22 protein-coding genes and 1 pseudogene are annotated in these 22229 nt (G+C 57.8%); 11 read left to right on the top strand and 12 right to left on the bottom strand.

The genetic code is table 11. The features are described 5' to 3' along the window. Window positions 1-80: 80 nt before the first annotated feature. The 8 genes and pseudogenes from D882_RS01000000130695 to D882_RS0100650 all read right to left on the bottom strand — a co-directional run. Window positions 81-515, bottom strand: a pseudogene (locus tag D882_RS01000000130695) (response regulator); the annotation flags it as partial. A 75-nt stretch (window positions 516-590) separates the two neighbouring features. Beyond that, window positions 591-1091 (bottom strand): outer membrane beta-barrel protein, encoded by a 501-nt coding sequence (locus D882_RS0100685; RefSeq protein ID WP_027921460.1) that lies wholly within the window; start codon window positions 1089-1091, stop codon window positions 591-593. Window positions 1092-1386: 295 nt separating this feature from the next. Continuing rightward, window positions 1387-2349: a helix-turn-helix domain-containing protein gene (locus tag D882_RS0100680; RefSeq protein ID WP_027921459.1), complete on the bottom strand. Its 963-nt coding sequence runs from the start codon at window positions 2347-2349 to the stop codon at window positions 1387-1389. Beyond that, entirely contained in the window at window positions 2346-2717 is a 372-nt protein-coding gene (locus D882_RS01000000130690; RefSeq protein ID WP_050590121.1) for a hypothetical protein, read from the bottom strand. Before D882_RS01000000130690 ends, D882_RS0100680 begins: the two co-directional genes overlap by 4 nt. A 584-nt stretch (window positions 2718-3301) precedes the next feature. Continuing rightward, window positions 3302-3781, bottom strand: coding sequence for a hypothetical protein (locus D882_RS0100670; protein WP_027921458.1), 480 nt, complete (start codon window positions 3779-3781; stop codon window positions 3302-3304). Beyond that, on the bottom strand, window positions 3778-4611 hold the full coding sequence (locus D882_RS0100665) for a transcriptional regulator (protein ID WP_027921457.1): 834 nt from the start codon (window positions 4609-4611) through the stop codon (window positions 3778-3780). Before D882_RS0100665 ends, D882_RS0100670 begins: the two co-directional genes overlap by 4 nt. Before the next feature lie 302 nt (window positions 4612-4913). Next, the gene (locus tag D882_RS0100655) at window positions 4914-5375 is read right to left on the bottom strand and encodes a hypothetical protein (RefSeq protein ID WP_027921455.1); all 462 of its coding nucleotides are present in this window, start codon (window positions 5373-5375) and stop codon (window positions 4914-4916) included. A 104-nt stretch (window positions 5376-5479) separates the two neighbouring features. Then, window positions 5480-6160 (bottom strand): DUF3313 domain-containing protein, encoded by a 681-nt coding sequence (locus D882_RS0100650; RefSeq protein ID WP_027921454.1) that lies wholly within the window; start codon window positions 6158-6160, stop codon window positions 5480-5482. A gap of 286 nt (window positions 6161-6446) precedes the next feature. Between D882_RS0100650 and D882_RS0100645 the strand changes: the two genes are divergently transcribed. The 7 genes from D882_RS0100645 to D882_RS0100615 all read left to right on the top strand — a co-directional run bounded on the left by D882_RS0100645 (window position 6447) and on the right by D882_RS0100615 (window position 12838). After that, window positions 6447-7427, top strand: a complete 981-nt coding sequence (locus D882_RS0100645) for a quinone oxidoreductase (RefSeq protein ID WP_027921453.1) — start codon at window positions 6447-6449, stop codon at window positions 7425-7427. 13 nt (window positions 7428-7440) lie between these two features. After that, window positions 7441-8289: a TauD/TfdA family dioxygenase gene (locus tag D882_RS0100640; protein WP_027921452.1), complete on the top strand. Its 849-nt coding sequence runs from the start codon at window positions 7441-7443 to the stop codon at window positions 8287-8289. An 84-nt stretch (window positions 8290-8373) separates the two neighbouring features. Continuing rightward, the gene (locus D882_RS0100635; RefSeq protein ID WP_027921451.1) at window positions 8374-9426 is read left to right on the top strand and encodes a 3-keto-5-aminohexanoate cleavage protein; all 1053 of its coding nucleotides are present in this window, start codon (window positions 8374-8376) and stop codon (window positions 9424-9426) included. A 91-nt stretch (window positions 9427-9517) separates the two neighbouring features. After that, window positions 9518-10849, top strand: coding sequence for an MFS transporter (locus tag D882_RS0100630; protein WP_027921450.1), 1332 nt, complete (start codon window positions 9518-9520; stop codon window positions 10847-10849). After that, complete coding sequence (locus tag D882_RS0100625; protein WP_027921449.1) at window positions 10846-11508, top strand: DsbA family oxidoreductase; 663 nt, start codon at window positions 10846-10848, stop codon at window positions 11506-11508. Before D882_RS0100630 ends, D882_RS0100625 begins: the two co-directional genes overlap by 4 nt. After that, complete coding sequence (locus D882_RS0100620; protein ID WP_027921448.1) at window positions 11505-11831, top strand: Rieske 2Fe-2S domain-containing protein; 327 nt, start codon at window positions 11505-11507, stop codon at window positions 11829-11831. Before D882_RS0100625 ends, D882_RS0100620 begins: the two co-directional genes overlap by 4 nt. Continuing rightward, window positions 11828-12838, top strand: coding sequence for a YeiH family protein (locus tag D882_RS0100615; protein WP_027921447.1), 1011 nt, complete (start codon window positions 11828-11830; stop codon window positions 12836-12838). Before D882_RS0100620 ends, D882_RS0100615 begins: the two co-directional genes overlap by 4 nt. A 320-nt stretch (window positions 12839-13158) precedes the next feature. Here the strand turns inward: D882_RS0100615 and D882_RS0100610 are convergent, their stop codons facing one another. The 4 genes from D882_RS0100610 to D882_RS0100595 all read right to left on the bottom strand — a co-directional run bounded on the left by D882_RS0100610 (window position 13159) and on the right by D882_RS0100595 (window position 16529). Then, the gene (locus D882_RS0100610) at window positions 13159-13389 is read right to left on the bottom strand and encodes a hypothetical protein (protein WP_027921446.1); all 231 of its coding nucleotides are present in this window, start codon (window positions 13387-13389) and stop codon (window positions 13159-13161) included. Beyond that, window positions 13386-14573 (bottom strand): colicin E3/pyocin S6 family cytotoxin, encoded by a 1188-nt coding sequence (locus D882_RS0100605; protein ID WP_027921445.1) that lies wholly within the window; start codon window positions 14571-14573, stop codon window positions 13386-13388. The genes D882_RS0100610 and D882_RS0100605 overlap by 4 nt, the downstream gene beginning before the upstream one ends. Before the next feature lie 148 nt (window positions 14574-14721). Further along, the gene (locus tag D882_RS0100600) at window positions 14722-15081 is read right to left on the bottom strand and encodes a DUF6124 family protein (protein ID WP_027921444.1); all 360 of its coding nucleotides are present in this window, start codon (window positions 15079-15081) and stop codon (window positions 14722-14724) included. A 413-nt stretch (window positions 15082-15494) separates the two neighbouring features. Further along, window positions 15495-16529, bottom strand: a complete 1035-nt coding sequence (locus D882_RS0100595; RefSeq protein WP_027921443.1) for an AraC family transcriptional regulator — start codon at window positions 16527-16529, stop codon at window positions 15495-15497. A gap of 353 nt (window positions 16530-16882) precedes the next feature. On the opposite strand from D882_RS0100595, the gene D882_RS0100590 reads away from it, so the two are divergent. The 4 genes from D882_RS0100590 (at window position 16883) to D882_RS0100575 (ending at window position 22218) form a co-directional block, all read left to right on the top strand. Further along, the gene (locus tag D882_RS0100590) at window positions 16883-17449 is read left to right on the top strand and encodes an alpha/beta hydrolase (protein ID WP_027921442.1); all 567 of its coding nucleotides are present in this window, start codon (window positions 16883-16885) and stop codon (window positions 17447-17449) included. 128 nt (window positions 17450-17577) lie between these two features. Further along, window positions 17578-19581 carry a DUF1302 domain-containing protein gene (locus D882_RS0100585; RefSeq protein ID WP_027921441.1) on the top strand — a complete coding sequence of 668 codons (2004 nt, stop codon included), beginning with the start codon at window positions 17578-17580 and terminating at the stop codon, window positions 19579-19581. 41 nt (window positions 19582-19622) lie between these two features. Beyond that, on the top strand, window positions 19623-20981 hold the full coding sequence (locus D882_RS0100580; RefSeq protein WP_027921440.1) for a DUF1329 domain-containing protein: 1359 nt from the start codon (window positions 19623-19625) through the stop codon (window positions 20979-20981). A 148-nt stretch (window positions 20982-21129) separates the two neighbouring features. Further along, entirely contained in the window at window positions 21130-22218 is a 1089-nt protein-coding gene (locus D882_RS0100575; RefSeq protein ID WP_027921439.1) for a YCF48-related protein, read from the top strand. Window positions 22219-22229 lie beyond the last annotated feature (11 nt).

The raw sequence follows: 22229 nt of genomic DNA, 5'->3' as shown, positions 1-22229 counted from the left end.
AGGTGTTCCCAGACCTCCGTTGAGTCATCAGCGTAGCAGGGGAGATGAGGAGTGACTCGATGTGAGCCCGTTCCCTTGAAACCCAGTTCGAACTGAACCAGGTTAATCAACTCGTACGCATCAATCGGCTTCAACAGAAAGTCGACCACATTCAAATGCATGGCCTCTATGGCATCTCGAACCTCTGCATCTCCGGAAACGATCACAACGGGCAGATCCGCCCACTCGGACTTGCGGATCTCGCGAATCAACGCCAAGCCACCCAGCGGATACATATGCAAGTCAGTAATCACCAGCCCGATCGAACTGTCGATTTCCAACAAACACAAAGCCTCGGCGACACTGTCAGCCGTCACACACGCGACGCCATTGACTTGAAGAATTTCGGCCAGCAACTCGCGTGTGGCGTCGTCATCGTCGACGATCAAGGCTGTTTGAAGTGGCAATCCCGGGGCCTGAATGGCGGCGTTGATTGCCGCTCGCTCGGCGTCACTTAAAAGGTCGTAGTCGATCATCGGCTTCTTGGTCGGGAAGAGGGTTTCAAGGGTTTGAATCGAGCGACCCACAGGGCCGCTCAATTCAACTGCGCATTACCAGAGAATGTAAGCAGAGGCCGTTGTTTGATTCAGATCGATTTCACCAACTTCCAGTACTTCATATTCGGCACGGATACCAATGTTGCGAAATACATCAAATTCAACGCCGGCCCCGTAGGTCAGGTCCACGCCAGTGTCGTCATCGCTGGCATTACCGTCAGCATCCCAAGCGTGAGCACCGACACTACCGAACACTCGCACGCGATCGCCTATCGGAAAGCCGATATGGGCCGCGGCCTGAACTGACTTGCCATCGAAATCAAGATCCTTGTCTTCGAATTGGCCGAGATCAACAAATGCGCCTTCGAACGCGAGATAACTGTTGAGGCGATAGCCTGCAAAAACCTTATAGCTGGTGTCGTCATCGCTCAGCTGGGATTTGTCGGTTTCAATGCTGCTGACGCCGGCGCCAAGATACAAACCCTTGTCATCCGCCAATGCCTGAAAAGACAGTAACGAAAGCAGCGAAACGAAGCCAAGGTTTCGAAATAACATGTGAGGTGAAGTCCTTCTACAGGTTGTCGGTGGTGAGGTGAACGCCAAGAATTTGAGTGATCGCGAAGGTTGATAGAAATCAATGATTGATATTTTGTGTGCGTTATAAGCTGTCAATCAGCCAGGCTAACGCGACGCCACATAGGTACGCGGCCAGGCAAAAGAAGATCTTTTGTTTGAGCGGTAATGAATTCAATCGATAGCGCATGCTGGTCCCTTCGGCTGAGAAATAAGCAATGTTGGCCATTCGGGGGAGCGGAGAAAAATTAATGATTGTTATTTTTTGATCTGGCGCTTATCGAAGTTGCAGTTTGGATGAGTGGCGCCGTGCGGTTTCCGAAGGCACTTCCCCATAAGCATCGTGATACGCCTTGGAAAACCTGCTCAGGTGGTGAAAGTTCCAATACATGGCCGTTTCGGTGACCGTTGGCCAAGTGTTGCGGATCAAGTCTCGGCGAACATTGGCGAGCCTTACATTTCTAATGTAGGCAATCGGCGTCACGCCGAACGTTTCAACGAAACCATGATGCAAGGTGCGAGTCGTCGTTCTGAGTTGTTTGACCAGCGCTTTCATGCACAGCGCTTTTTTTGCATTGGCGTGGATGTATTCGATGGCTTCTATCGCCACCCTTCTTCGGGTCGGGGTTTTAAGCGCGGAGCGCCCAACCGGCGTGAGTGCCCGCAGCAGCGAAGTCAGCAATGCACTTTCAATGCCTGAAGCTTTCGAGCTGTCACGCTGTTTTAAAGAAGGGGTTTTGACGTCGATTGCGTAAGCGCTGATGGCTTGAATGGCAGACTGTATTAATTTGAAGTTGGCCACCTGAAAGCGCTGTTCCTTTCGATTGGCCAGGACGTCGATCGCGGGATGATTTTCCAGGCACTGGGCATAGTGTTCCAGCGTCGTGGTCAGGGTGAACAGCGTTTCATTCGGCTCACAGGTGTAACGCACGGGTTCATCGCTGTGCAGCGCGATGATTTCGTTGGGGCGCAGTTCATGATCATTGACGATGGGGCGGCCAACGGAAGTCTGTGAAATGGCAAAGCTTACACAGCCATGAGGCACAGAGCTGATCATCGTGACCGCCGAATCAAACTCCAGCCGACTGCATTGCACTCGGGGGCTATGCATGAGTTTGTGCTGTCGAATGTTCGCCTCATGTTCTGAGGTGATGAGGTTAATCTCCCATCGGCCAATGGTTCTATTGGCGTTGTCCGCAGGAGTAGCGGTTACATGAAAGACTTCATCAGGGATGCTCATGGAATTGAAGGCTCTTCAGCTAAATGGACGGTGCCAGGCGATGCCGGCATAAGCTCCAGCGCCGCGGCAAAAACGTACGCGTCGCTCAGGGGGGTATCCACCAGGCTCTGAAGTTTGCACGGCGCTAGCTTCGACCCGAAAATGGCCGATGTTTCACTGGCCGGGCCGATCGCGGCGGCATCAAAGGCAAAAAAATCGTCGACTCGATAGTCTGTGCAAATCTTGTAACGAGAGTGCTCATCGTCCTGCGACTTCTTGTTGCTTTCAACACGCGTCATGTCGGAATTATAAACTTCCTTGTCATAGGCCATGGCCTTGAGAGAAAGCAATACACCAAACGAAACGGTTGCGAAGTTTTTTAGCTGCATTGACGTGCTTTCCTTGTTAGTGATTTTTCAGTCAGAGCCTGGTGTCAGCCGCATGATGCTCACGGCTTGGTCTGTGGATGATCACGCGCCGGCGATGCTAATTAAAGTCAAAAACTCATATTGCCCAGGGTCAGGCAGTCAAGCGCAGAACAATTATCAAAGCAGGATCAGAGCAGGGTCGTCATTGATGACGTGTTGTGGCGGAGAAGGTCGGGGGGTGTTGTTTGTTCCTTCCTCGTCATGAGATTCATTCTCTGAGTAAATCTGAAGGTGCGACAATTTCAGCTTTTCATTCGGACTCAATTCTATTGAGTAGAAGTCAATCTCGGTGCTGCCGTTGGAGTATTCATCGTGTGCCACTGAATGAAAGGGCAATGCCGCTAGAGACAGGACTGCCAGCATCTTGGTCATCATCGGTATGACGGCTCGCAAAAATGTATGTGTCGGAATAAGCCTGGAGCCGTTGTTGTGCTGAGCGACAGCAGATCGGCTCCGAGAACGGTAGAGGAGGGACTTTGAAGGGGGAGATCGGTTGATACAAATTAGTAATTATTATTTTTATTATTGACCCGGTTTCAGCAAGCTCAGTGATTCATGCAGCGTAGGCGGCCAAGATCATGCACATAAAAACACACGGTGTTTTTATCATTCGTAGGGATCAACTCGTAATTTAGAACGGCGCCTTCTTGCAGAACATATTGACGTCTGAAAAAAAGATCAGGTGTTTTTTCAATCGCAAACAGTTCTGTGTCCTGGCTAAGTTTGACGTTGTTTATTTTTATCTGAACGTGATGGTTACTTTCGCGAATGATGTCCGCCGTCAGAGTGGCGTTACGAATTTTTCCGTTCAGGCTTTCCAGAGTGGTTTGCGTCAGTCGACCGTGGCCAATGGTCAGATACTCTTCGGTATTGAGCTGATTGAGATCTTCCAGCCATTGACGGGTGATGGTTTGATAACTGATATTTTCCATGTAATAGGATGGCGAATAAACCAGGGAGAAAATGCAAACGGCGTTGATGATTGCCAGCACTGTCCAGTGCGCAATGGGCGGTATTGTCTTCATAGGGTCGTCTCCAGGCATTGGCGGATCATCAATGCGAGGTCTTTTTGATCACTATTTAATTGCAAGTTTACGGTGCTTTCATCCGGGCGAACGCATGAAACGGAATAGTTTGATTTAAACAAGTTCAGCCAGACCTGACCTTTCAAGTTCAGCGAAGCCTGTTGCACCTGTTTAGCTGAAAGATCCCTCAGTGATTCAGCTTCAGCGACGCTATTGCCGACTGCATGGATAGTCAGGTCGTTCTGTTTGAGGCTTGAAACCTCTACATTCCGCGTATCGAAACCAGAGTGGAAACCAGAGTGGAAACCAGCAAATGCGCAGACGCCCAAGGTCAGGACATAACCGACTGACAGCGCCTTCGTCATGTAAGTCGATTGTGTGGTTTTGCCAGGCCGTAGCGGGGCAGGCTGAATGTCGGCTGGCGCAAGCTCCTCAGTAACGGGCGCAGAAGGTTGCACGGCTTCCTCTGCAGGCACCGGCAAATCCGTCTGTGCATCGACGACATACTGGCGGTTGAAACAATAACCTCGTCGAGGAACCGTCATCAGAATCTCATGATCCCGACTGTCATTAAGCAGGTTTCTAAGGGAAAAAACGGCCTGATTCAAACTGCCGGAGGCGACGACGCGGTCATTCCAGGTGTAGTCGATGATCTCATCGCGGCTTTTGGTCTGGCCGGGTTCCATCAGCAGCAGGTCCAGCAGACGGGATTCAGCCCGGCCTATCGTGGAACTTTGAACATCGCCATAGGGCGTGGTGATGGAAAGCAAGGCGGTATCGGGGTCGAAAAGGGCCATGGCACCATTTTTCAACTTGAAGGCGTAGCGCATGGGAGTCCTCCGTTCGGCGGTTCTGGCTGAGTATACAGACGGTTTGGATGGGCTGGATTTGACGCGATCCATACGGGTCAGGGAGCTGAACGGCTACAAGCGGACAAGCGCGGAAGGTGCGGAGGGAGCCCTTAGAGACGGCTGGGATAGCGCAAAAAAAGCATCACTGGAATCAAGCAAGGGTAACCCACGGAGTTTCTATCGAGGGCAGTGATGATGCTCGATACGGGTCATCGGCGCTAGCCGAAAACTGCGAGGCAGATTGTTCAGGCGGGCCAGCGCTCCATCAAGGAGCGCCTGGATCAAGGCAAAACGTTATAGCCACGCTGTTGCAGGCAGCTGCTGTACACGGAGTTGTTGGCGGTGACGCTTTGGTCGGTGGCGGCAGCGTCCTGACGGCGCTCCTGGCGTTGTCTGGATCCCCCGATCACCACACCGGCCGCGGCGGCACTGCGCGCATTGTTCTGGCGATAGTCTTGCTTGATATCGTCGTCGACCTGGTCGTAGAGGTTGTCGTGTTGGCGGCCTCGAACCTCCGCGGCAGTGGCTCCGACGACCGCCGCTTTGGTCGCGCCTTTTACCCGACCACCCGATGGCGTTGTGTTTTGGATCGGGAATTGGGCATTGGCCTGAGATTGGCAGGCGCTGGTGTCTTGCTGGATCGTCTGGGAAGTTTGGCTCTTCAGCGGCACCACCGTCACCGCCAATGCCTGCGAACTGGCGAGCAATGCCAGGGCCGATAAGGTAAACGTCAGTATTTTCATCAAACCGGACTCTCGTAAAACGTCGTTTCGTGGCCTTACAGTTTGTTCAGGCCAGAGGCTGAAACCCCATGCGCGTCTACTCGCAATGGGGTACTCCGCGGGGGTTACTGCTTGGAAAGCAGTGCGTGAATGTCGTTCGTCACGTCTTTAAGTGCGACCTTGAAGTCATTGGCAGCGATAGGCTGGCTGGCGTTTTTCAACGTCGCGCCGAACACCTTGCGTACCACCTTGGCGACTGCCAAACCGGTGTTGGCGTCGACCAGGTCGGCTTCAATAAACATCTCCGCCGTCTGATCGCGATGGCCGGTAGCGGCTTGAGTGGCCCCGATAATCCCGCCGATTGGAACGGCTTCATACCAATGCATGCCCTCGTTGTTGGCGCTGACATGGGTAATCGCCGCCTGCAAGATCAAGGTCCGCGAAGCGGCCGGTGCCTGTTTTGCAGTCGAGACAATGGTGTAGGAGGGGGCCAGGGCAGTCTTGATACTGTTGCTGGCCATCGTCTGCACGTCTTGCAGGGTTTTCAGGTTGACGCGTTCGGTCGGTTTCGGCGCCGGATACAGCTCTACTTCCTTGAACACGACAGTGGAATAGGCGTGAGGATCAAACCCGGGCGACACCCAGCGCAGCACTTTCTGTTCGCTCGGCGTCGTTTGTTCTTCCAGCCCCTGATAATTGGCTAGGAAGCCCGAATACTGCTCTTGCTGCGCCACTTTCGAGACGCAGCCGACCTGAAACACGCAGCTCAAGGCGATACCCGCAATCCATTTATTCGACATGCTCATGTGTTCTGTTCTCAAGTGATGAAAGTTGTCATTCAGGTTCCGGCAAAGCGGGGCGCATGCTGCCCGCACTGACTGGATAATCCGAATCAATAACCCTCAATAAACTATTAAACACGGCCGCCGGAGCATCTCCGGCCCTCAACCCGAATCTTTCCTCAAGGCATGTGTCATGAAATGAAAAGCCATTGTCGTCTGATGAGAAGCGGTTCCCAGGGCGGCATCCTACAGTCCAATCAGCGCATTTCGACGCAGCAAGCCAACATTGCAGATTGGAGAATAAGAAATCATGGCCAAAGCCGTACGCTTCTACGAAACCGGTGGTCCCGAAGTCCTTCGCTATGAAGACGTGGAAGTCGGCGATCCCGGTCCAGGCCAGGTTCGTCTTCGTCATGTGGCGGTCGGCTTGAACTATGCCGACACTTACTTCCGCAATGGCACCTATCCGATCCCTATGCCCAACGGAATGGGCGTTGAGGCTTCCGGTGTGGTTCAGGCCGTCGGGGAAGGCGTGACCAATGTGCAAGTGGGGGATCGCGTCACCTACACCGGTTTTCTCAATACCCTGGGTGCCTACAGCACCGAGCGTCTGATCGCGGCCGCACCGCTGATCAAGTTGCCGGAAACTATCAGCTTCGAAACCGCCGCCGCCATGACCATGCGCGGCCTGACCTCGTCGTACCTGATGCGCCGCATCTACGACTTCAAGGCGGGTGACACTATTTTGCTGCACGCCGCTGCCGGTGGTGTCGGCCTGATCGTTTCGCAGTGGGCCAAGTTGCTCGGCGTGAACGTCATCGGCACCGTATCCACCGAGGCCAAGGGCGAAATTGCCCTGGCTCACGGTTGCAGCCATGTCATCAACTACAGCCATGAAGACGTCGCCCAACGCGTTCGTGAAATGACCGACGGCGTGGGTGTCAACGTGGTGTTCGACAGCGTTGGCAAAAACACCTTCGAGGGTTCGCTGGATTCGCTCAAGCGTCGCGGCCTGATGGTGTGTGTCGGGACTGCATCCGGTCCGATTCCGCCGTTCAATCCAGCGCTGCTGGCGATGAAGGGCTCGCTGTACATGACGCGCCCGGCCCTGGCTGACTACATCGCCGATCCGGCGGAAAAAGCCGAGCTGGCCGGCGAGCTGTTCGACCACGTCGGCAGCGGTCGCATCAAGATCGAAATCAACCAGCACTATGCCTTGCAAGACGCCGTCCAGGCCCATCGCGACCTGGAGTCACGCAAGACCACTGGTTCGTCGATTTTCGTCATTTAAGGAGCTGCCAGCCATGAAAGTCGAACAATTGACCTGCAGCATTGGCGCCGAGCTGATCGGCGTCAACCTGGCCGACGCGGTGCATGACGACGGTCTGTTTGCCGAGATTCGTGCCCAGCTGCTCAAGCATCGGGTGGTGTTCCTGCGCGATCAGGACATCAGCCGTGCCGACCACGTGGCCTTCGCCCGTCGTTTCGGCGAGCTGGAGGATCACCCGGTGGCCGGCAGCGACCCGGATCACCCGGGGCTGGTGCGCATCTACAAAAATCCGGACCAGCCAATGGACCGCTACGAGAACGCCTGGCACACCGACGCCACCTGGCGCGAAGCCCCGCCGATGGGCTGTGTACTGCGTTGCGTAGAGTGCCCGCCTGTGGGCGGTGACACCATGTGGGCCAACATGGTCCTGGCCTATGCGAACTTGCCGGAAGACGTAAAGGTCAAGATCGCCGACCTGCGCGCCCGCCACAGCATCGAAGCGAGCTTCGGTGCCGCCATGCCGATTGAAAAACGCCTGGCGCTCAAGGCGATGTACCCGGACGCCGAACACCCGGTGGTGCGCACCCACCCGGAAACTGGCGAGAAAGTGCTGTTCGTCAACGCTTTCACGACGCACTTCAGCAACTACCACACCCCTGAGCGGGTGCGCTTCGGTCAGGACGCCAACCCTGGCGCCGGGGAGTTGCTGCGTTACCTGATCAGCCAGGCCTACATCCCTGAGTATCAGGTTCGCTGGCGCTGGAAGCCGAACAGCATCGCCATCTGGGACAACCGCAGCACCCAGCATTACGCGGTCATGGATTACCCGCCGTGCCATCGCAAGATGGAACGCGCCGGGATTATTGGCGACAAGACGTTCTGATCGATCCCCTCTGAATTTTGTACTCGTAGACGCGCCTGCCAGGCATGACCGGCAGGCGGACAATCATAAAAACTGGAGTTACTCATGCAATTCTTCGACGATTCCCTGCACCCGGAAAACATGGAAAAAGTGGTCATCACCGTGGCCCCGTACGGCCCTGAGTGGATGCCCGAAGATTTCCCGGAAGACATCCCGCTGACCATGGACGAGCAAGTCCAGAAAGCGGTCGAGTGCTATGAAGCCGGCGCGACCGTGCTGCACCTGCACGTACGTGAACTGGACGGCAAGGGTTCCAAGCGCCTGTCCAAGTTCAACGAATTGATTGCCGGCGTCCGTGAAGCGGTGCCGGACATGATTATCCAGGTCGGCGGTTCGATTTCCTTTGCACCGGAAAGCGATGGCGAAGCCGCGCTGTGGTTGTCCGACGATACCCGCCACATGCTGGCCGAGCTGACGCCAAAACCGGATCAGGTCACGGTGGCGATCAACACCACCCAGATGAACATCATGGAATTGCTGTATCCGGAATACCTGGAAGGCACTTCCCTGGCCAACCCTGCCTACCAGGCGGCCTACAGCGAAATGACCGTACCGGCCGGCCCGGCCTGGGTTATCGAGCACCTCAAGCGTCTGATGGACAATGATATCCAGCCGCACTTCCAGCTGACCGGCATGCACGCTTTGGAAACGCTGCAGCGCATGGTGCGCAAGGGTCTCTACAAAGGTCCATTGAACCTGACCTGGATCGGCATCGGCGGCGGTTTCGACGGCCCGAATCCATTCAACTTCTTCAACTTCATCCACCGCGTACCGGACGGCTGCACCCTGACCTCCGAGTCGCTGCTCAAGAACGTGCTGCCGTTCAACACCATGTCGATGGCCATGGGAATGCACCCGCGCGTGGGCAACGAAGACACTATCATTGATCACAAGGGCGAGCGTTTTGGTTCGGTTGCCCAGATCAAGCAGACCGTGCGCATTGCTCATGAACTGGGTCGTGAAATCGCTACCGGTAAAGAAGCTCGCGAGATTTATCGCATCGGTGTGAAGTACGACACCATCGAAGAAACACTGTTGGCCAACGGCATGGCCCCCAACCGCAAGGCTGGGCAAAAAGGTGTGCCGCAACGCGGCTGACCGACAGCGGGAGCGAGGGGGGTAGACCCCTCGCTCGCTGCAGTGAAACACGCTCGATAACAACAATAAAATAATGTTTCGAGGAGGCTGCATGGCCTTTCACCCTATCGCCGCCGACGATGACGACACCAGTGGTGTCGGTGTTGCGCGCAAATATGCCTGGATCGTCTTCGCACTGACGTTCGGCCTGTTGATTTCCGATTACATGTCCCGCCAAGTGCTGAACGCGGTATTCCCGATGCTCAAGGGCGAGTGGGCCCTGACGGACGGCCAGCTGGGTTTGCTCAGCGGCGTGGTGGCCTTGATGGTCGGCCTGCTGACGTTTCCGCTGTCGTTGATGGCTGACCGCTTCGGCCGGGTTAAAAGCCTGGCGCTGATGGCGTTGCTGTGGAGTCTGGCCACGCTGGGTTGTGCGCTGGCGCAGGACTACCAGCAAATGTTTATCGCCCGCTTCATGGTGGGTGTCGGTGAGGCTGCGTATGGCAGCGTCGGTATTGCCGTGGTGATTTCGGTGTTTCCGAAACACATGCGGGCCACCCTGGCCAGTGCCTTTATGGCGGGCGGGATGTTCGGTTCGGTGTTAGGCATGGCGTTAGGCGGCGCTATCGCGGCCAAGCTCGGCTGGCGCTGGTCGTTTGCCGGCATGGCCCTGTTTGGTCTGCTGCTGGCGGTGCTTTACCCGATCATCGTCAAGGAAGCGCGCATTGCCCCGCAACGCGCCGCCCAGGCGGGCAAAAAAACCGCCGCGGTGGTCAAGCGTCCATTGCGCACGCTGTGCTCCAGCCCTTCGGTGATTGCGGCTTACATCGGCAGTGGCTTGCAACTGTTCGTGGGCGGCACCGTGATTGTGTGGATGCCCAGCTACCTCAATCGCTATTACGACATGGCGCCGGACAAGGCGGGCGGTGTCGCGGCGATCATCGTCCTGTGCAGCGGTGCCGGGATGATCCTGTGCGGCATGCTCAGTGATCGCATGTGTCGTCAGTCGGCCGAACGCAAGGTCGCTTTGGCCATCGCGTATTGCCTGGGCAGTTGCCTGCTGCTGTCGGCGGCGTTTGCCTTGCCGCCGGGACCTGCGCAATTGCTGTTGATTTGCCTGGGCATGTTGATTGCCGCCGGCACAACCGGCCCGGCCGGGGCGATGGTTGCCAACCTGACCCACTATTCGGTGCACGGTACGGCGTTTGCCACGCTGACACTGGCCAACAATTTGCTCGGCCTGGCGCCGGGGCCGTTCATTACCGGCAAGGTGTCCGACCTGATCGGTTTGCACGCGGCCTTCCAACTGGTACCGCTGGTGAGTATCGCGGCAGCGGCGGTGTTCTTTTTTGCCAAGTGTCATTACCACAAGGATATCGCCCGGTTGGCGGGTGAACGTGTCAACGATTCTGTAAGTGAAGCTGTGGTAGAGGTGAAGGTGTGAGTGTTCGTTTACGTATAGATGTATTTTTCGATTTCATCTGCCCTTGGTGCTTGATCGGTAAGCGCCAACTGGAGCGCGCGCAAGCGTTGCTGCACGCGCAGCAACCGGATGTGCTGGTCACCACGGTATGGCACGGGGTGCAGTTGTTGCCTCACCTGCCGGTACAGGGTGAACCGTTCGCCGAGTTCTACCTCAACCGTCTGGGCAGCGCCGAAGCGGTCACCATGCGTCAGGCTCAGGTGCAGCAGGCGGCGAAAGCGGTAGGGGTAGACGTCGACTTGAGTCGCATCACCACCATGCCCAACACCGCGGACGCCCATCGTCTGTTGGCGCATGCCAACTCGCGGGGTAGCACGGCTCAACGCGACCAATTGCTTGAGCGTCTGTTCGCCGCGTACTTCCAGAACGGCGAGGACATCGGTCGCCGCGAGACGTTGATCACCATCGCCCAATCGTGCGGTTACGACGCCGACGCGGTGAGGGACTACCTGAGAGACGAATCCGGTCCCTTTGTCGGTAACGAGGTCGGGGCCTCCAGCGGTGTGCCGAGCTTTCTGTTCGACCGCCAGTTAACGTTGGTCGGCGCGCAGCCTGCCGAGGTGATGCTGAGCGTCATGTACGAAGCGCTGGAACGCCAGCGCATGCAGACCCCGTCATGACGCGTCGTGTCCCGGTGCCTGCCGCAAAGCTCCCGCAGGCGGGTGGTCGTGCGCTGTTCGAATTCGAGAACAAAAGCCTCGCGCTGTTCAACGTCGAAGGCGACGTGTTTGCCATCGATGACAGTTGCCCGCACCAGGGCGCTTCGCTGTGCGGCGGGCGCCTGGATGGCCGGGTGATTCAATGCTGCGCCCATGGCCTGCGCTTCGATCTGCGCAGTGGTTACCTGCTCAATTCCACCCAGCTCAAGGTCAACAATTACCCGGTCGAGCTCGTCGACGGCCAGGCTTTTATCGTTATCGCTTCTGAGGAGTCCGCGCCATGAGCGCCATTGCTCTCACCCGTATCCATAGCCGAACACGCGAACTGGCCCCGGGTTTTATCGTCAGTCTGATCGTGGCCGCCGCCGCTTCGTTTTTGTCCGAGCACTACGGTGCACCGGTGATGCTGTTCGCCTTGCTGCTGGGCATGGCGCTGAACTTCCTGGCCGGGGAGGGCGTGTGCAAGGCCGGTATCGAATTTACCGCGCGCACCGTGTTGCGCCTTGGCGTGGCCCTGCTGGGCATGCGCATTACCCTTGAGCAGATTGCCGGTCTGGGCTGGAAGCCAGTGGCGCTGGTAGTGACGCTGGTGGTGGTGACCATTGGCGTTTCGGTGATTGCGGCCAAGATGCTGGGTTTCCAGCGTTTATTCGGCATGCTCACCGGTGGCGCGACGGCGATCTGTGGCGCTTCGGCAGCGCTGGCACTGGCGGCAGCCTTGCCCAATCATCCGCAGAAAGAACGCGCCACACTGTTTACCGTCATTGGCGTGTCGGCCCTTTCGACGATGGCGATGATTGTTTATCCAATGATTGCCAACTGGTTGTCATTGTCACCGCAAATGGCGGGTATTTTCCTCGGCGCCACCATCCACGATGTGGCCCAAGTGGTCGGTGCCGGTTACAGCATGTCGACCGAAACGGGCGACACGGCCACGGTGGTCAAGCTGATGCGAGTCGCCATGCTCCTGCCAGTGATCGTCTGTGCGGCCATGGTCACGCGCATGCAAGGCGCCGAAACGGGCGGCAAGCGACCGCCGCTGCTGCCGTGGTTCGCCGTCGGCTTTCTGCTGCTGGCGTGCATCAACAGTACGGGATGGATAGCGCCCGTCGTTCAAGGCACGGTCAATGACCTGTCGCGTTGGTGCCTGGTGGTGTCCATCAGTGCCCTGGGCATGAAGACTCAGCTCAAGGAGCTGGCCTCCGTCGGCATCAAGCCCATTCTCCTGATGGTGGGGGAGACGGTGTTCCTTGTCGTCCTGGTGCTGCTGTTGCTGCGCTGGGGGTTCTGAGCCCGGTCAACATCCGTTTTATGGCAGCGCCGCACCGGGTTTGACTCCTCAGCACTGTGCGGCTCTCGGTCGGTGTCACAAACGCCGGCTTTTCGCGGCGACTGTATAAGCAGTCGCCGCTTTTTTCGTTGGTTCGAAAACAGTTTGTGATGAGGTAGCTATTGTGGCGAGGGAGCAAGCTCCCTCGCCACAGGGCTGCGGTTACACAGTTGGCTCAATGCTTTTAGCAGCAGCGCTATCTAAAAGGGACGGGTTAAAGAAAATCCCGATCAGGTAATTAGGCCGGGGGGATTTGGCTTGAGAACTGAGCGCGGCTGTATCTAGGCGTTGCAGGTCAGCTGGAATAGATAGGCTGGATCATAAATTTTTTTGCCGAGTATTCCTTCCAACGCACCAAGCTGCTCGGCAGTGAGGTTATATCCCTCCCAGCCTTGTTGGTCCGCCGTCCATCCCATAATCGCTTTCAGCTCGTTATCGTAGCCACTCGGCAATTTTTCTTCGAATGCGATGAGCTCGGTTTTTTTATCAAATGCTTCTATGACGTAAATCATGGTTCCACACTCCTGGTCTTATCTGCGGGTTTGGTCTGCTCGCCCGTAGTTGGATCATATTCACCGAGATGACGACCACGTTTGTCGTACATCTCGACAGCTCCGTGCTGCGAGTCCCATTCGAAAATTATCCCTTTTGGGTTTTTCCATCGCTTCCTAAGTCCGCCACCGCCTTTTATGGGTGTTTTACGATTTGACTTCGTCGCGTCAGGAAAAGCAGTAAGGCCTGTCGGTGCCGGATGGTAATTGTGATCAGAAACACTCACCACAATGTAAACCGGCTTCACCCCCGACCCCACCGGGAACACCAGAATGAAATCCTTGTACTCCGGCGGATACACCGGATTCACTATGATGCTGGCCGCCGCCGCCGGCGTCGGCGGGTACACCCAGATATGCGGCGCCGGTGGTGCCGTTTCCAGCGCAGGAATGCCGAGGATGTCCGAGCCATCCACGGCCGGTGTCCAGATCAGCTCGACGCCATCCCCAAGATCCGCCACCTGCTGACTGCCGCGCAGTGTGAACTGCACAACATCGACCATTTCCCAATCACGGTTTTTGCCGGTGTAAAACCCGTAGCCCTTGAGGCTGCCGTCAGCCTGTTGCTCGACCTGAAGCCTAACGCGGGTTCTGGCCTGTTTGAGGGTACGCAGTTGGTCTTCGGTATAGAGCGCGCTATCACCCAGGCTCGGCGTCCAGAACAAGGCGACGACACCGGCCAATGTCGCGGCTCCGGCAGCGCCAAGGCCCAGAACCGGGGCAGCAAGAGTTGGGGCGCTAAGGGCGAGCCGCCCAATGCCGAGGGAGACGGTACTGCCACTGATGGTTTCGAGATTCAGCAGCCCGGCGTCGTCTACGTCACGAGCGCCGAGCCACGCAATTTTGCCGTAATCCTTGAGGCTATCGGTCGGGACCACACCCGAAGGACTCGAGTAATTAATGATGGCGTCTGGAAGGTTGCAGGATTTGGCGAAGACGCATCCTGCGCGAGCGATTTCCGGCTTTTTCGTAGAGGCTTGAAGCCGATCTTCAAAAGCCTGCTGCCGGGCGAGCATGGTGTCGTAGGCGCTTTGTCGCGCCTCGCGCTCGGCCAGTTCGGTGGCCGTCATGAAACGGTAGGTGATGTGATGACCATCACCGGAGGGTGGGTTTTTAACCCTGGGAACTTCCTTGTTACCGGCCATTGATCTTCCTTGCATTCGTCCGTCGATAGCTCCGGAAAAAGGAGCTGTGCGACGTTAACGAACGAGGTTGATCGTGGCTGTAGGACGAGTCCTGAATGTCGCCAAGACTGTTCGCTATCTCAGGATTGAGCCTCGTTAAAGATCAGCGTTAGCTGTGCGGATCGACGTTATCCAGCATCCGGTTCACCGCCATTTCTCCGAGCATCACAGAGTTTTGAATGCCCAGCAGGGTGTGGCGCTGTGTACCGTTCAGTTGCCCCGCGAAATCACTCAACATCACACTCGCTGACGCCAATGTCTCACAGGCGTTGACCAGCAGGGTTTCGTTGTCGGTGTCGGGGCCAACGAAGTAGATTGTGCTGGGTCTGCGCGGGGTGTCTTTTGGAATGACCGGTTTGAGGTAGTAATCGAGGGCGCGGTCGGCGGCTTCGTTGAGTTTTTTGGAGTCGGGGGTTTCGTAAGGGGAAACGTCGTCGGTTTCTGGCGGGTTGGGCGTGATTTTGAACATGGTGAAACTCCTTGATCATGGGAGCCAGCATCCATCGCTGCTAAACGAAGTGGGTGGCGGCTGTACGCGGGTTAGCAGACCAGGGATCAAGGAACCCGGCGCACCGAAGTGCCCCACGCATAGCCGCCATAACGCAGAGCAACTGACGAAACAGTGTCGGTTGATCAGAGGCGGCACTGACGTGCCTTGATATTTGTCCGAGCTGCTAAACCCGATCGCTGAATTGTCAGCGACCCGGAAACGATAGAGACCCGGACCAAGGCGCACAAGCCGGCGGATTCTGGCGTAGCCGTAGGCAACGGCGCAAGGTCTTGTGGCTTTCCGGAAGTAACCTGGAAGGGTTTTAAACAGGCGCTTTCGGGCGATGTTTAATACCCCGAATTCCCGGGGGGGGACTCAGGGGTTTGGCGGCCTCAGGATTCGTTATGACCCGGGACAGATTTGGCGCTGCCTTGCTTTTGGGCACGCCACGCCGCCGGCGGCATGCCGAACTGGGTGATGAACCAGCGCGTGAAAGAGCTCGCCATCGAGTACCCGAGCATGTCGGCGATGCGCCCCAGCGAATAATTCGGATTCTCCAGGTAACGCAGGACCAGATCGCGGCGCACGTCGTTGATCAGGTCGTTGAAGGCGCAGCCATCGTCTTTGAGGCGTCGTTGCAGCGTCCGTACGTTCATTCCCTGGGTCTGGGCGATTTGCTCGATGGTGGCGCGGCCCATGGGCAGCAGCAGGTAAATGGCCTTGCGCACCTCGAACAGCAACGACTCGCCTTCATGGCTCAGCAACGAGTCGAGGTAGCCCTGAGCGTAACGTGCCATGGCCGGGTCGGCGTGGGGGTTGGTCACGTCCAGGCTGGCATTGGGGCAGACAATGCCATTGAACTCGCTGCCGAACTCCACGGTGCAGCCAAACAGGCGACGATGCAGTTGCAGGTTGTCCGGAGGCTGGTGCGTGAAGTTGACGCTGTAGGGGTGCCAGTGCGCGCCGAGCAGGGCGGCGCACAAACGGAACATCACGCCGATGGCCAGTTCGTTGGCTTGCCGTGAAGGCATCGGCGTATCGGTCACGACCTCTTCGCGAATGATCACCATCTTGCCGGCCTCTTCAATGAAGATGGCCAGCGAATCATTCATCAAGTGACGGTAATGCACCACCACCTGCAAGGCTTCGCGCAGTGTGCGCTGGTGCGTGAGCAGCAGGCTGACCACGCCGAAATCCGAGAGCTGGCGTGACTCGGCCATGCTCAGGCCGAAGCTCTGGCAACCACTGGCGACGGCGGAATCTTCCAGCACGCGCACGGCGGAATCGATAGGGATCCGGTGTTCCGGCGCCAGCAACTGAGCCCTGCTCAAGCCGTTGGCAGCCAATACATCACGCGGGTTGAAACCCAGGTAATTAGTGACCTCCAGGTAGTTGGTCAAGACGGCGGCGCGAACAAGCTTGGTCATGCGTGGGTCTTCCCTGGGCCGGTGAGGGTGGAAATGAGCGTGGCGACTATATCCAGCACGTCATGAAATGGAAAGTTGTTGGTTGAGTGTAGTCAGGCGCCCGGTTCTCCCTTTAAACGTAGCCATCTGATCGCGATAAATCCGTCCACGTATTGATTACAGTGGCCTTGGGCAAACCTGCCGTGGTTTTCGACCAGCGGGCACCTCACGTCGACGCCCCCGAATTTGTCATGAAAAGAAAAGCGACTGACGTCTAATGTAAAGCGTCCGGGGTGGGCGCTCTTTAATGTCAGCACTACAAAAACGTCTGACCAATGAGTCAGTCGAGTCATCGAGAAAGCGTAGGTGCTGACGTGGACAAACTGCAAACTGCTGCAACCGTTTTAATCGTACCGGGCTTGCGTGAGCACGTGGCCGAGCATTGGCAGACTTTGCTTGAAGCCAGGCTTGCCAAGGTACGCAGCGTCCCACCGCTTGAAACCGACAAACTCGACTGCGCTGCACGGGTCCGTGCGATCCAGCATGAACTGGAGCAAATCGACGGGCCGGTGATTCTGGTCGCCCACAGTGCCGGCGTATTGATGGTCGCGCACTGGGCCGCGTTGCACAGCCGTCCGATCAAGGGCGCTCTGCTGGCCGCGCCGCCGGACCTCGATGCCACCTGGCCGCAAGGCTACCCTTCTTCCGAATCGCTGCGGTCCCATGGCTGGAATCCGCTACCCGAAGGTCCGCTGCCGTTCCCAAGCCTGGTGATTGGCAGCACCAATGATCACCTGGCCGGTCTCGAAGCCGTCAATCGCATGGCTCGAGGCTGGGGTGCCGAACTGCGCAATCTCGGTGCAGTAGGTCATCTGAACCCGGCTGCAGGATTTGGCCACTGGCCAGAAGCCGAAGCTTTCATTCTCGAGCTGGATCGCTAATTCAGGCGCCGGCTGGCCGCAAGCCAACCGGCATTTGCCCTCAATCCTGAGCAACGCAAAACCCTGGTACAAGGGAATGCGTGAGGGCGGCTGCGCTTAAAACAAATACAAAAGGCGGAGACAACGCAATGCACAACAATAAGAGTCACGGGTTCACGGTTTCGCGTTACACATTGCTGGCCTCAGCCATTCTGGCCGCGTCCATGCCGACCGCCCACGCGGTTGAACTGGATACCGGTAACCCGGACTGGACCGCGCGCATCGATAACACCATCAAGTACAACTACGGTGTGCGCACCGAAAGCGCCGACAAGCGCATGTTGGGGACGCCAAACAACAACGATGGCGACTACAACTTCCGCAAGGCTGGCACCAACATCACCAACCGTATCGACCTGTTGACCGAGATGGACGTGGTCTACAAGAACACCATGGGCTTTCGTGTCAGTGCCGCCAGCTGGTACGACAAGGCGTATGAGAACACCGGCTCCAACTCCAACCCGTTCGTCAACGGCAACGATGCACGCTCCGGCCTGGTCGCCAACGACCCACGCCTGGCTGCCGTCACCAACGACAACGTCGGTTTTGGCAGCCCGCACCTGAGCAACTACGCCCAGCGTTACTACACCGGCCCGTCCGGTGAAATCCTCGACGCATTCGTGTTCTACAGCACTGAAGTGGGCGAAGAATCATTGCTCAGCATGAAGGCCGGTCAGCACAACGTGTTCTGGGGCGAGACCATTCTCAACCCGGTGCATTCGATCAGCTACGGCCAGTCCGGCCTCGACCTCGCCAAGCTGGCGGCGTCGCCTGGCACTGAAGCCAAGGAGCTGTTCGTACCGCGTAACCAACTGTCGACGACCTTCACCGTTAACCCTGAGTTGACCATCGGCGCTCAGTATTTCCTCGACTGGGATGCAGCTCGCTTGCCTGAAGCCGGCACCTACTACGGTGGTTCCGATCTGGTGGGTTTCGGCGCGCAATCGTTCCTGTTGGGCAACACCAACGCCGTGGTTCCGGGCAGCCCGCTGGGTTGCGGCCTGGCGCCGTGCAACGGTTTGACCAACGTGGTGCGTGGGAATGACCTGACGCCGCACAGCAGCGGTGACTGGGGCGTCATGGCCAAGTGGTCGCCGGCCTGGCTGGACGGGACGCTCGGCGTCTACTACCGCGAGACGTCGGAAATCCTGCCGCAAGCCTGGCTGGATGCCCGAGGCATATCGTCGGCCAACCCGAACGGCACCCGACCAGCAGGGCAAGTGCCTGCCGTGGTCAACACGCTCAATTCGTTGAACACCGCCACTTATCAACTGGCCTATGCCGACGACATCAAGATTTTCGGCCTGAGCCTGTCCAAGGACGTTGGCGGCGTGAGTGTGGGTTCCGACCTGAACATCCGTCACAACATGCCGCTGGCCAGTATCCCGGCAATCGTCAGCTCCACCAGTCCGTTGGGCCTGGGCAAAGGCCTCGGCCTGTTGCCGGCGCGCACCGATGCCACGGGCGTGATCTACGACACCCCGAGCCGCGGCGACAGCATGAGCGCCACCGGCGAGACGTTGCACTGGACGTTGAACGGTCTGATGACCCTGCCTAAAACGCCGGTGTTCGATCAGGCGACAGTGCTTGCCGAACTGTATTACAGCAACCTGTTAAGCATCGATGACAAAAACAAGGCGCTCTACAAGGGTGAGGACAGCTATCGCGGTATCGACAAACCGACCCGTGACAACTGGGGCATCGCGGTCAACTTCACACCGACCTGGTACCAGGTATTCCCGGGCGTTGACCTCAACGCGCCAATGTCCGTCAACGTCGGCATCGACGGCGTGTCCCCGGTGTCCGGTGGCGGTGCCAAGGACACCGGCAACTATGCCTTCGGCGTGGGTGCCGTTGTGTACAACAAATACTTTGTCGACCTGAAGTATGTGGACTCTTTCGGCCAGACCGAGAAGTGCAATAAAAGCGGCGTGAGTACCGGCCCGACGGGGGGCGACGGCTCTACTCCCAACGCCTTTAGTGGTAACGAAAACTATGCGTGCTACGCCGGTGGCTACTCGTCCTTTTCCGGTGGCGGTGCCACGACTGAGGATCGTGGTGCTGTGTACCTGACAATGAAAACCACCTTTTGATTCATCACTCGCTTACTCGACGTAAGCAGGAGAACCTCAACATGAAATTTGTACAAACCGTGTTGGCTGCCTCGCTGGCGATGGTTGTTGCCGCCCAGGCACACGCTGCCGTATCTGCTCAGGATGCCGCCAAACTGGGCAGCAGCCTGACCCTCGTCGGCGCTGAAAAAGCCGGGAATGCCGATGGTTCCATCCCGGCCTATGACGGCGGCCTGACCACGCCACCCTCCAGCTTCAAGGCCGGTGACAGCATGCGCCCGGATCCGTTTGCCAATGAAAAACCGCTGCTGGTGATCGACGGTAAAAACGTCGATCAGTACAAGGGTCAGCTCACCGCAACCACCGCGGAACTGGCCAAGCGTTTCCCGACGTTCAAAGTCGAGGTGTACCCGACTCACCGCACCGTTTCGCTGCCTAAGGCGATCCTCGACAACGGCGTGAAAAACGCCACCGGCGCCAAGTCCCTTGAAGGTGGCCTGGCCATCGACAACGTGCTGCCGGGCGTACCGTTCCCGATTCCGCAATCGGGTAACGAGGCGATGTGGAACTTCCTGTTGCGCTATCAGGGTGTGAGCATCAACTCCAAGTACGACTCCTGGAACGTTGACTCCGCGGGCGTTCCAAGCCTGGCGACCACCGGGCAGGCATTCATCTCTTATCCGATCTACGAAAACCTGGCGCAGCCGATCAGCAGTGCCGACGTGTACTACCAGATGAAGCTGCAATACACCGGCCCGGCGCGTCGTGCCGGCGAAGCGGTGATGCTCAAGGACGCCGCCAACCCGCTGCAACAACCGCGTCGTGCCTGGCAGTACTTGCCTGGTCAGCGCCGCGTGAAGCTGGCTCCGAACCTGGCCTACGACACGCCTAACCCAGGCACCGCCGGCGCCGGCACTTACGATGATGTGTTCGTGTTCAACGGTGCGCTGGATCGCTACGACTGGAAGCTGGTCGGCAAGCAAGAAATGATCGTGCCGTACAACACCTACAAGCTGACCTACGTGCAGGATCCGAAGTCGATCACCACGCCTAATCACCTGGCATCCGATTATGTGCGCTGGGAAAAACACCGCGTGTGGGTCGTCGAAGGCACCCTCAAGGCCGGTGCACGTCACATCTACGCCAAACGTCGCTTCTACCTCGACGAAGACAGCTGGACAGCTTTGGCCTCGGACCAATATGACGCCCGTGGTCAGCTCTACCGTGGTTCCTTTGCCTTCCTCAGCCAGAGCTATGACAAGCAGGTGCCTGACTCCACGCCGTTCATGATTTACGACCTGGTGGGCGGTTCCTACAACATCAACGGTGTAGTCGGCCCTTACGGCGGCATCAAGTACATCGATCCGCTCTCCAAGGCGCAGTGGTCGTCGGAGTCCCTGGCGGGCGCCGGCATTCGCTAAGCAAACCGCAACAAGGCGTTCATCGGTCCACGGCCCGCAAGCCGTGTGACCGGCGACGGTCGGTGCTCGCCGATCGTCGCGGCGCCGGTTTTCAACGTCGGGCTGCACGCTTGCAGTCCCAGACGCGGTTTTCCCAAGAGGACGCGGTATGTGTTCGTACAAAAAGTACCTGCAGTTAACGCTCGGCGCCCTGCTTGTCATGTCGCAGGGCGTCACCCAGGCGGCCGGTTACATCGATGTGCTGGACCTGCCCGCCAGAGTCAGTCCGCTGGCGGTCAGCAGCCCGTTGACCGGCATGACCCGTGCGGGCGACCGATTGGTTGCCGTCGGGCAGCGTGGGCACATTCTCTATTCCGATGACAGCGGTAAACACTGGCAGCAGGCTGTCGTGCCAGTGAGTGCCGATCTCAGTGCGGTGAACTTTCCATCGGCCAGGGAAGGCTGGGCGGTCGGTAATGACGGCGTGGTGTTGCACAGCAGCGATGCGGGCGCGACCTGGACCAAACAGCTGGACGGCCGTGAGATCGGTGAGTTACTGATCAAGCATTATGGTGCGTTGGCCAGTGCCGAACCGGACAACGAACAATGGTCACACTGGGCCGCCGAAGGGCAGCGGCTGGTAGAGCAGGGCGCCGATAAACCCTTGCTCGACGTCTGGTTCGCCAATGAAAAACTGGGTTACGCGGTCGGCGTGTTCAACCTGATCCTGCGCACTGAAGACGGCGGCCAGACCTGGACCCCGTTTCAGGACCGCACCGACAACCCGCAAGGCTTTCACCTGAATGCCATCGCCTCCACGGGGGATGCGTTGTACATCGCCGGCGAGCAGGGTCTGTTGCTCAAATGGGACGACGCCAGCCAGCGTTTCGCTGAAGTGCAAACGCCTTATCAGGGCAGCTTTTTCGGCGTGCTTGGCAAACCCGGCGAAGTGCTGGTCTACGGCTTGCGCGGCAACGTATTGCGCAGCACCGATGGCGGTCAGAACTGGACCGCGCTGGACACCGGCCTGCACATCAGCGTCACCGCCGGCCTGATCGATAACCATGGCGACTACCGCTTGTTCACCCAGGGTGGGCAGATGCTGGTCAGCCAGGGTTCTGGCGCGCAACTGCAGCTGGTTCAGCAGCCTGTACCGACGCCGATAGCTGGCGCCACCGAAGCCTCCGACGGCTCGTTGGTCGTGGCTGGCAGCCGTGGCGCACTGGCGCTGTCCGTCGTTAAGACCTCGAACCCTTAAAGCGAGAACCC

The sequence above is a fragment of the Pseudomonas sp. URMO17WK12:I12 genome, assembly GCF_000514395.1.
GTDB lineage: Bacteria > Pseudomonadota > Gammaproteobacteria > Pseudomonadales > Pseudomonadaceae > Aquipseudomonas > Aquipseudomonas mucoides.
The sequence above is the reverse complement of the archived record's forward strand: the minus strand, read 5'-3'. Positions and strand labels throughout refer to the sequence as shown.

What these genes read in the sequence shown, in the direction of transcription:
- D882_RS0100685 (WP_027921460.1), bottom strand. Translation starts at nt 1,091, where the DNA reads ATGTTATTTCGAAACCTTGGCTTCGTTTCGCTGCTTTCGTTACTGTCT.
- D882_RS0100680 (WP_027921459.1), bottom strand. Translation starts at nt 2,349, where the DNA reads ATGAGCATCCCTGATGAAGTCTTTCATGTAACCGCTACTCCTGCGGAC.
- D882_RS01000000130690 (WP_050590121.1), bottom strand. Translation starts at nt 2,717, where the DNA reads ATGCAGCTAAAAAACTTCGCAACCGTTTCGTTTGGTGTATTGCTTTCT.
- D882_RS0100670 (WP_027921458.1), bottom strand. Translation starts at nt 3,781, where the DNA reads ATGAAGACAATACCGCCCATTGCGCACTGGACAGTGCTGGCAATCATC.
- D882_RS0100665 (WP_027921457.1), bottom strand. Translation starts at nt 4,611, where the DNA reads ATGCGCTACGCCTTCAAGTTGAAAAATGGTGCCATGGCCCTTTTCGAC.
- D882_RS0100655 (WP_027921455.1), bottom strand. Translation starts at nt 5,375, where the DNA reads ATGAAAATACTGACGTTTACCTTATCGGCCCTGGCATTGCTCGCCAGT.
- D882_RS0100650 (WP_027921454.1), bottom strand. Translation starts at nt 6,160, where the DNA reads ATGAGCATGTCGAATAAATGGATTGCGGGTATCGCCTTGAGCTGCGTG.
- D882_RS0100645 (WP_027921453.1), top strand. Translation starts at nt 6,447, where the DNA reads ATGGCCAAAGCCGTACGCTTCTACGAAACCGGTGGTCCCGAAGTCCTT.
- D882_RS0100640 (WP_027921452.1), top strand. Translation starts at nt 7,441, where the DNA reads ATGAAAGTCGAACAATTGACCTGCAGCATTGGCGCCGAGCTGATCGGC.
- D882_RS0100635 (WP_027921451.1), top strand. Translation starts at nt 8,374, where the DNA reads ATGCAATTCTTCGACGATTCCCTGCACCCGGAAAACATGGAAAAAGTG.
- D882_RS0100630 (WP_027921450.1), top strand. Translation starts at nt 9,518, where the DNA reads ATGGCCTTTCACCCTATCGCCGCCGACGATGACGACACCAGTGGTGTC.
- D882_RS0100620 (WP_027921448.1), top strand. Translation starts at nt 11,505, where the DNA reads ATGACGCGTCGTGTCCCGGTGCCTGCCGCAAAGCTCCCGCAGGCGGGT.
- D882_RS0100615 (WP_027921447.1), top strand. Translation starts at nt 11,828, where the DNA reads ATGAGCGCCATTGCTCTCACCCGTATCCATAGCCGAACACGCGAACTG.
- D882_RS0100610 (WP_027921446.1), bottom strand. Translation starts at nt 13,389, where the DNA reads ATGATTTACGTCATAGAAGCATTTGATAAAAAAACCGAGCTCATCGCA.
- D882_RS0100605 (WP_027921445.1), bottom strand. Translation starts at nt 14,573, where the DNA reads ATGGCCGGTAACAAGGAAGTTCCCAGGGTTAAAAACCCACCCTCCGGT.
- D882_RS0100600 (WP_027921444.1), bottom strand. Translation starts at nt 15,081, where the DNA reads ATGTTCAAAATCACGCCCAACCCGCCAGAAACCGACGACGTTTCCCCT.
- D882_RS0100595 (WP_027921443.1), bottom strand. Translation starts at nt 16,529, where the DNA reads ATGACCAAGCTTGTTCGCGCCGCCGTCTTGACCAACTACCTGGAGGTC.
- D882_RS0100585 (WP_027921441.1), top strand. Translation starts at nt 17,578, where the DNA reads ATGCACAACAATAAGAGTCACGGGTTCACGGTTTCGCGTTACACATTG.
- D882_RS0100580 (WP_027921440.1), top strand. Translation starts at nt 19,623, where the DNA reads ATGAAATTTGTACAAACCGTGTTGGCTGCCTCGCTGGCGATGGTTGTT.
- D882_RS0100575 (WP_027921439.1), top strand. Translation starts at nt 21,130, where the DNA reads ATGTGTTCGTACAAAAAGTACCTGCAGTTAACGCTCGGCGCCCTGCTT.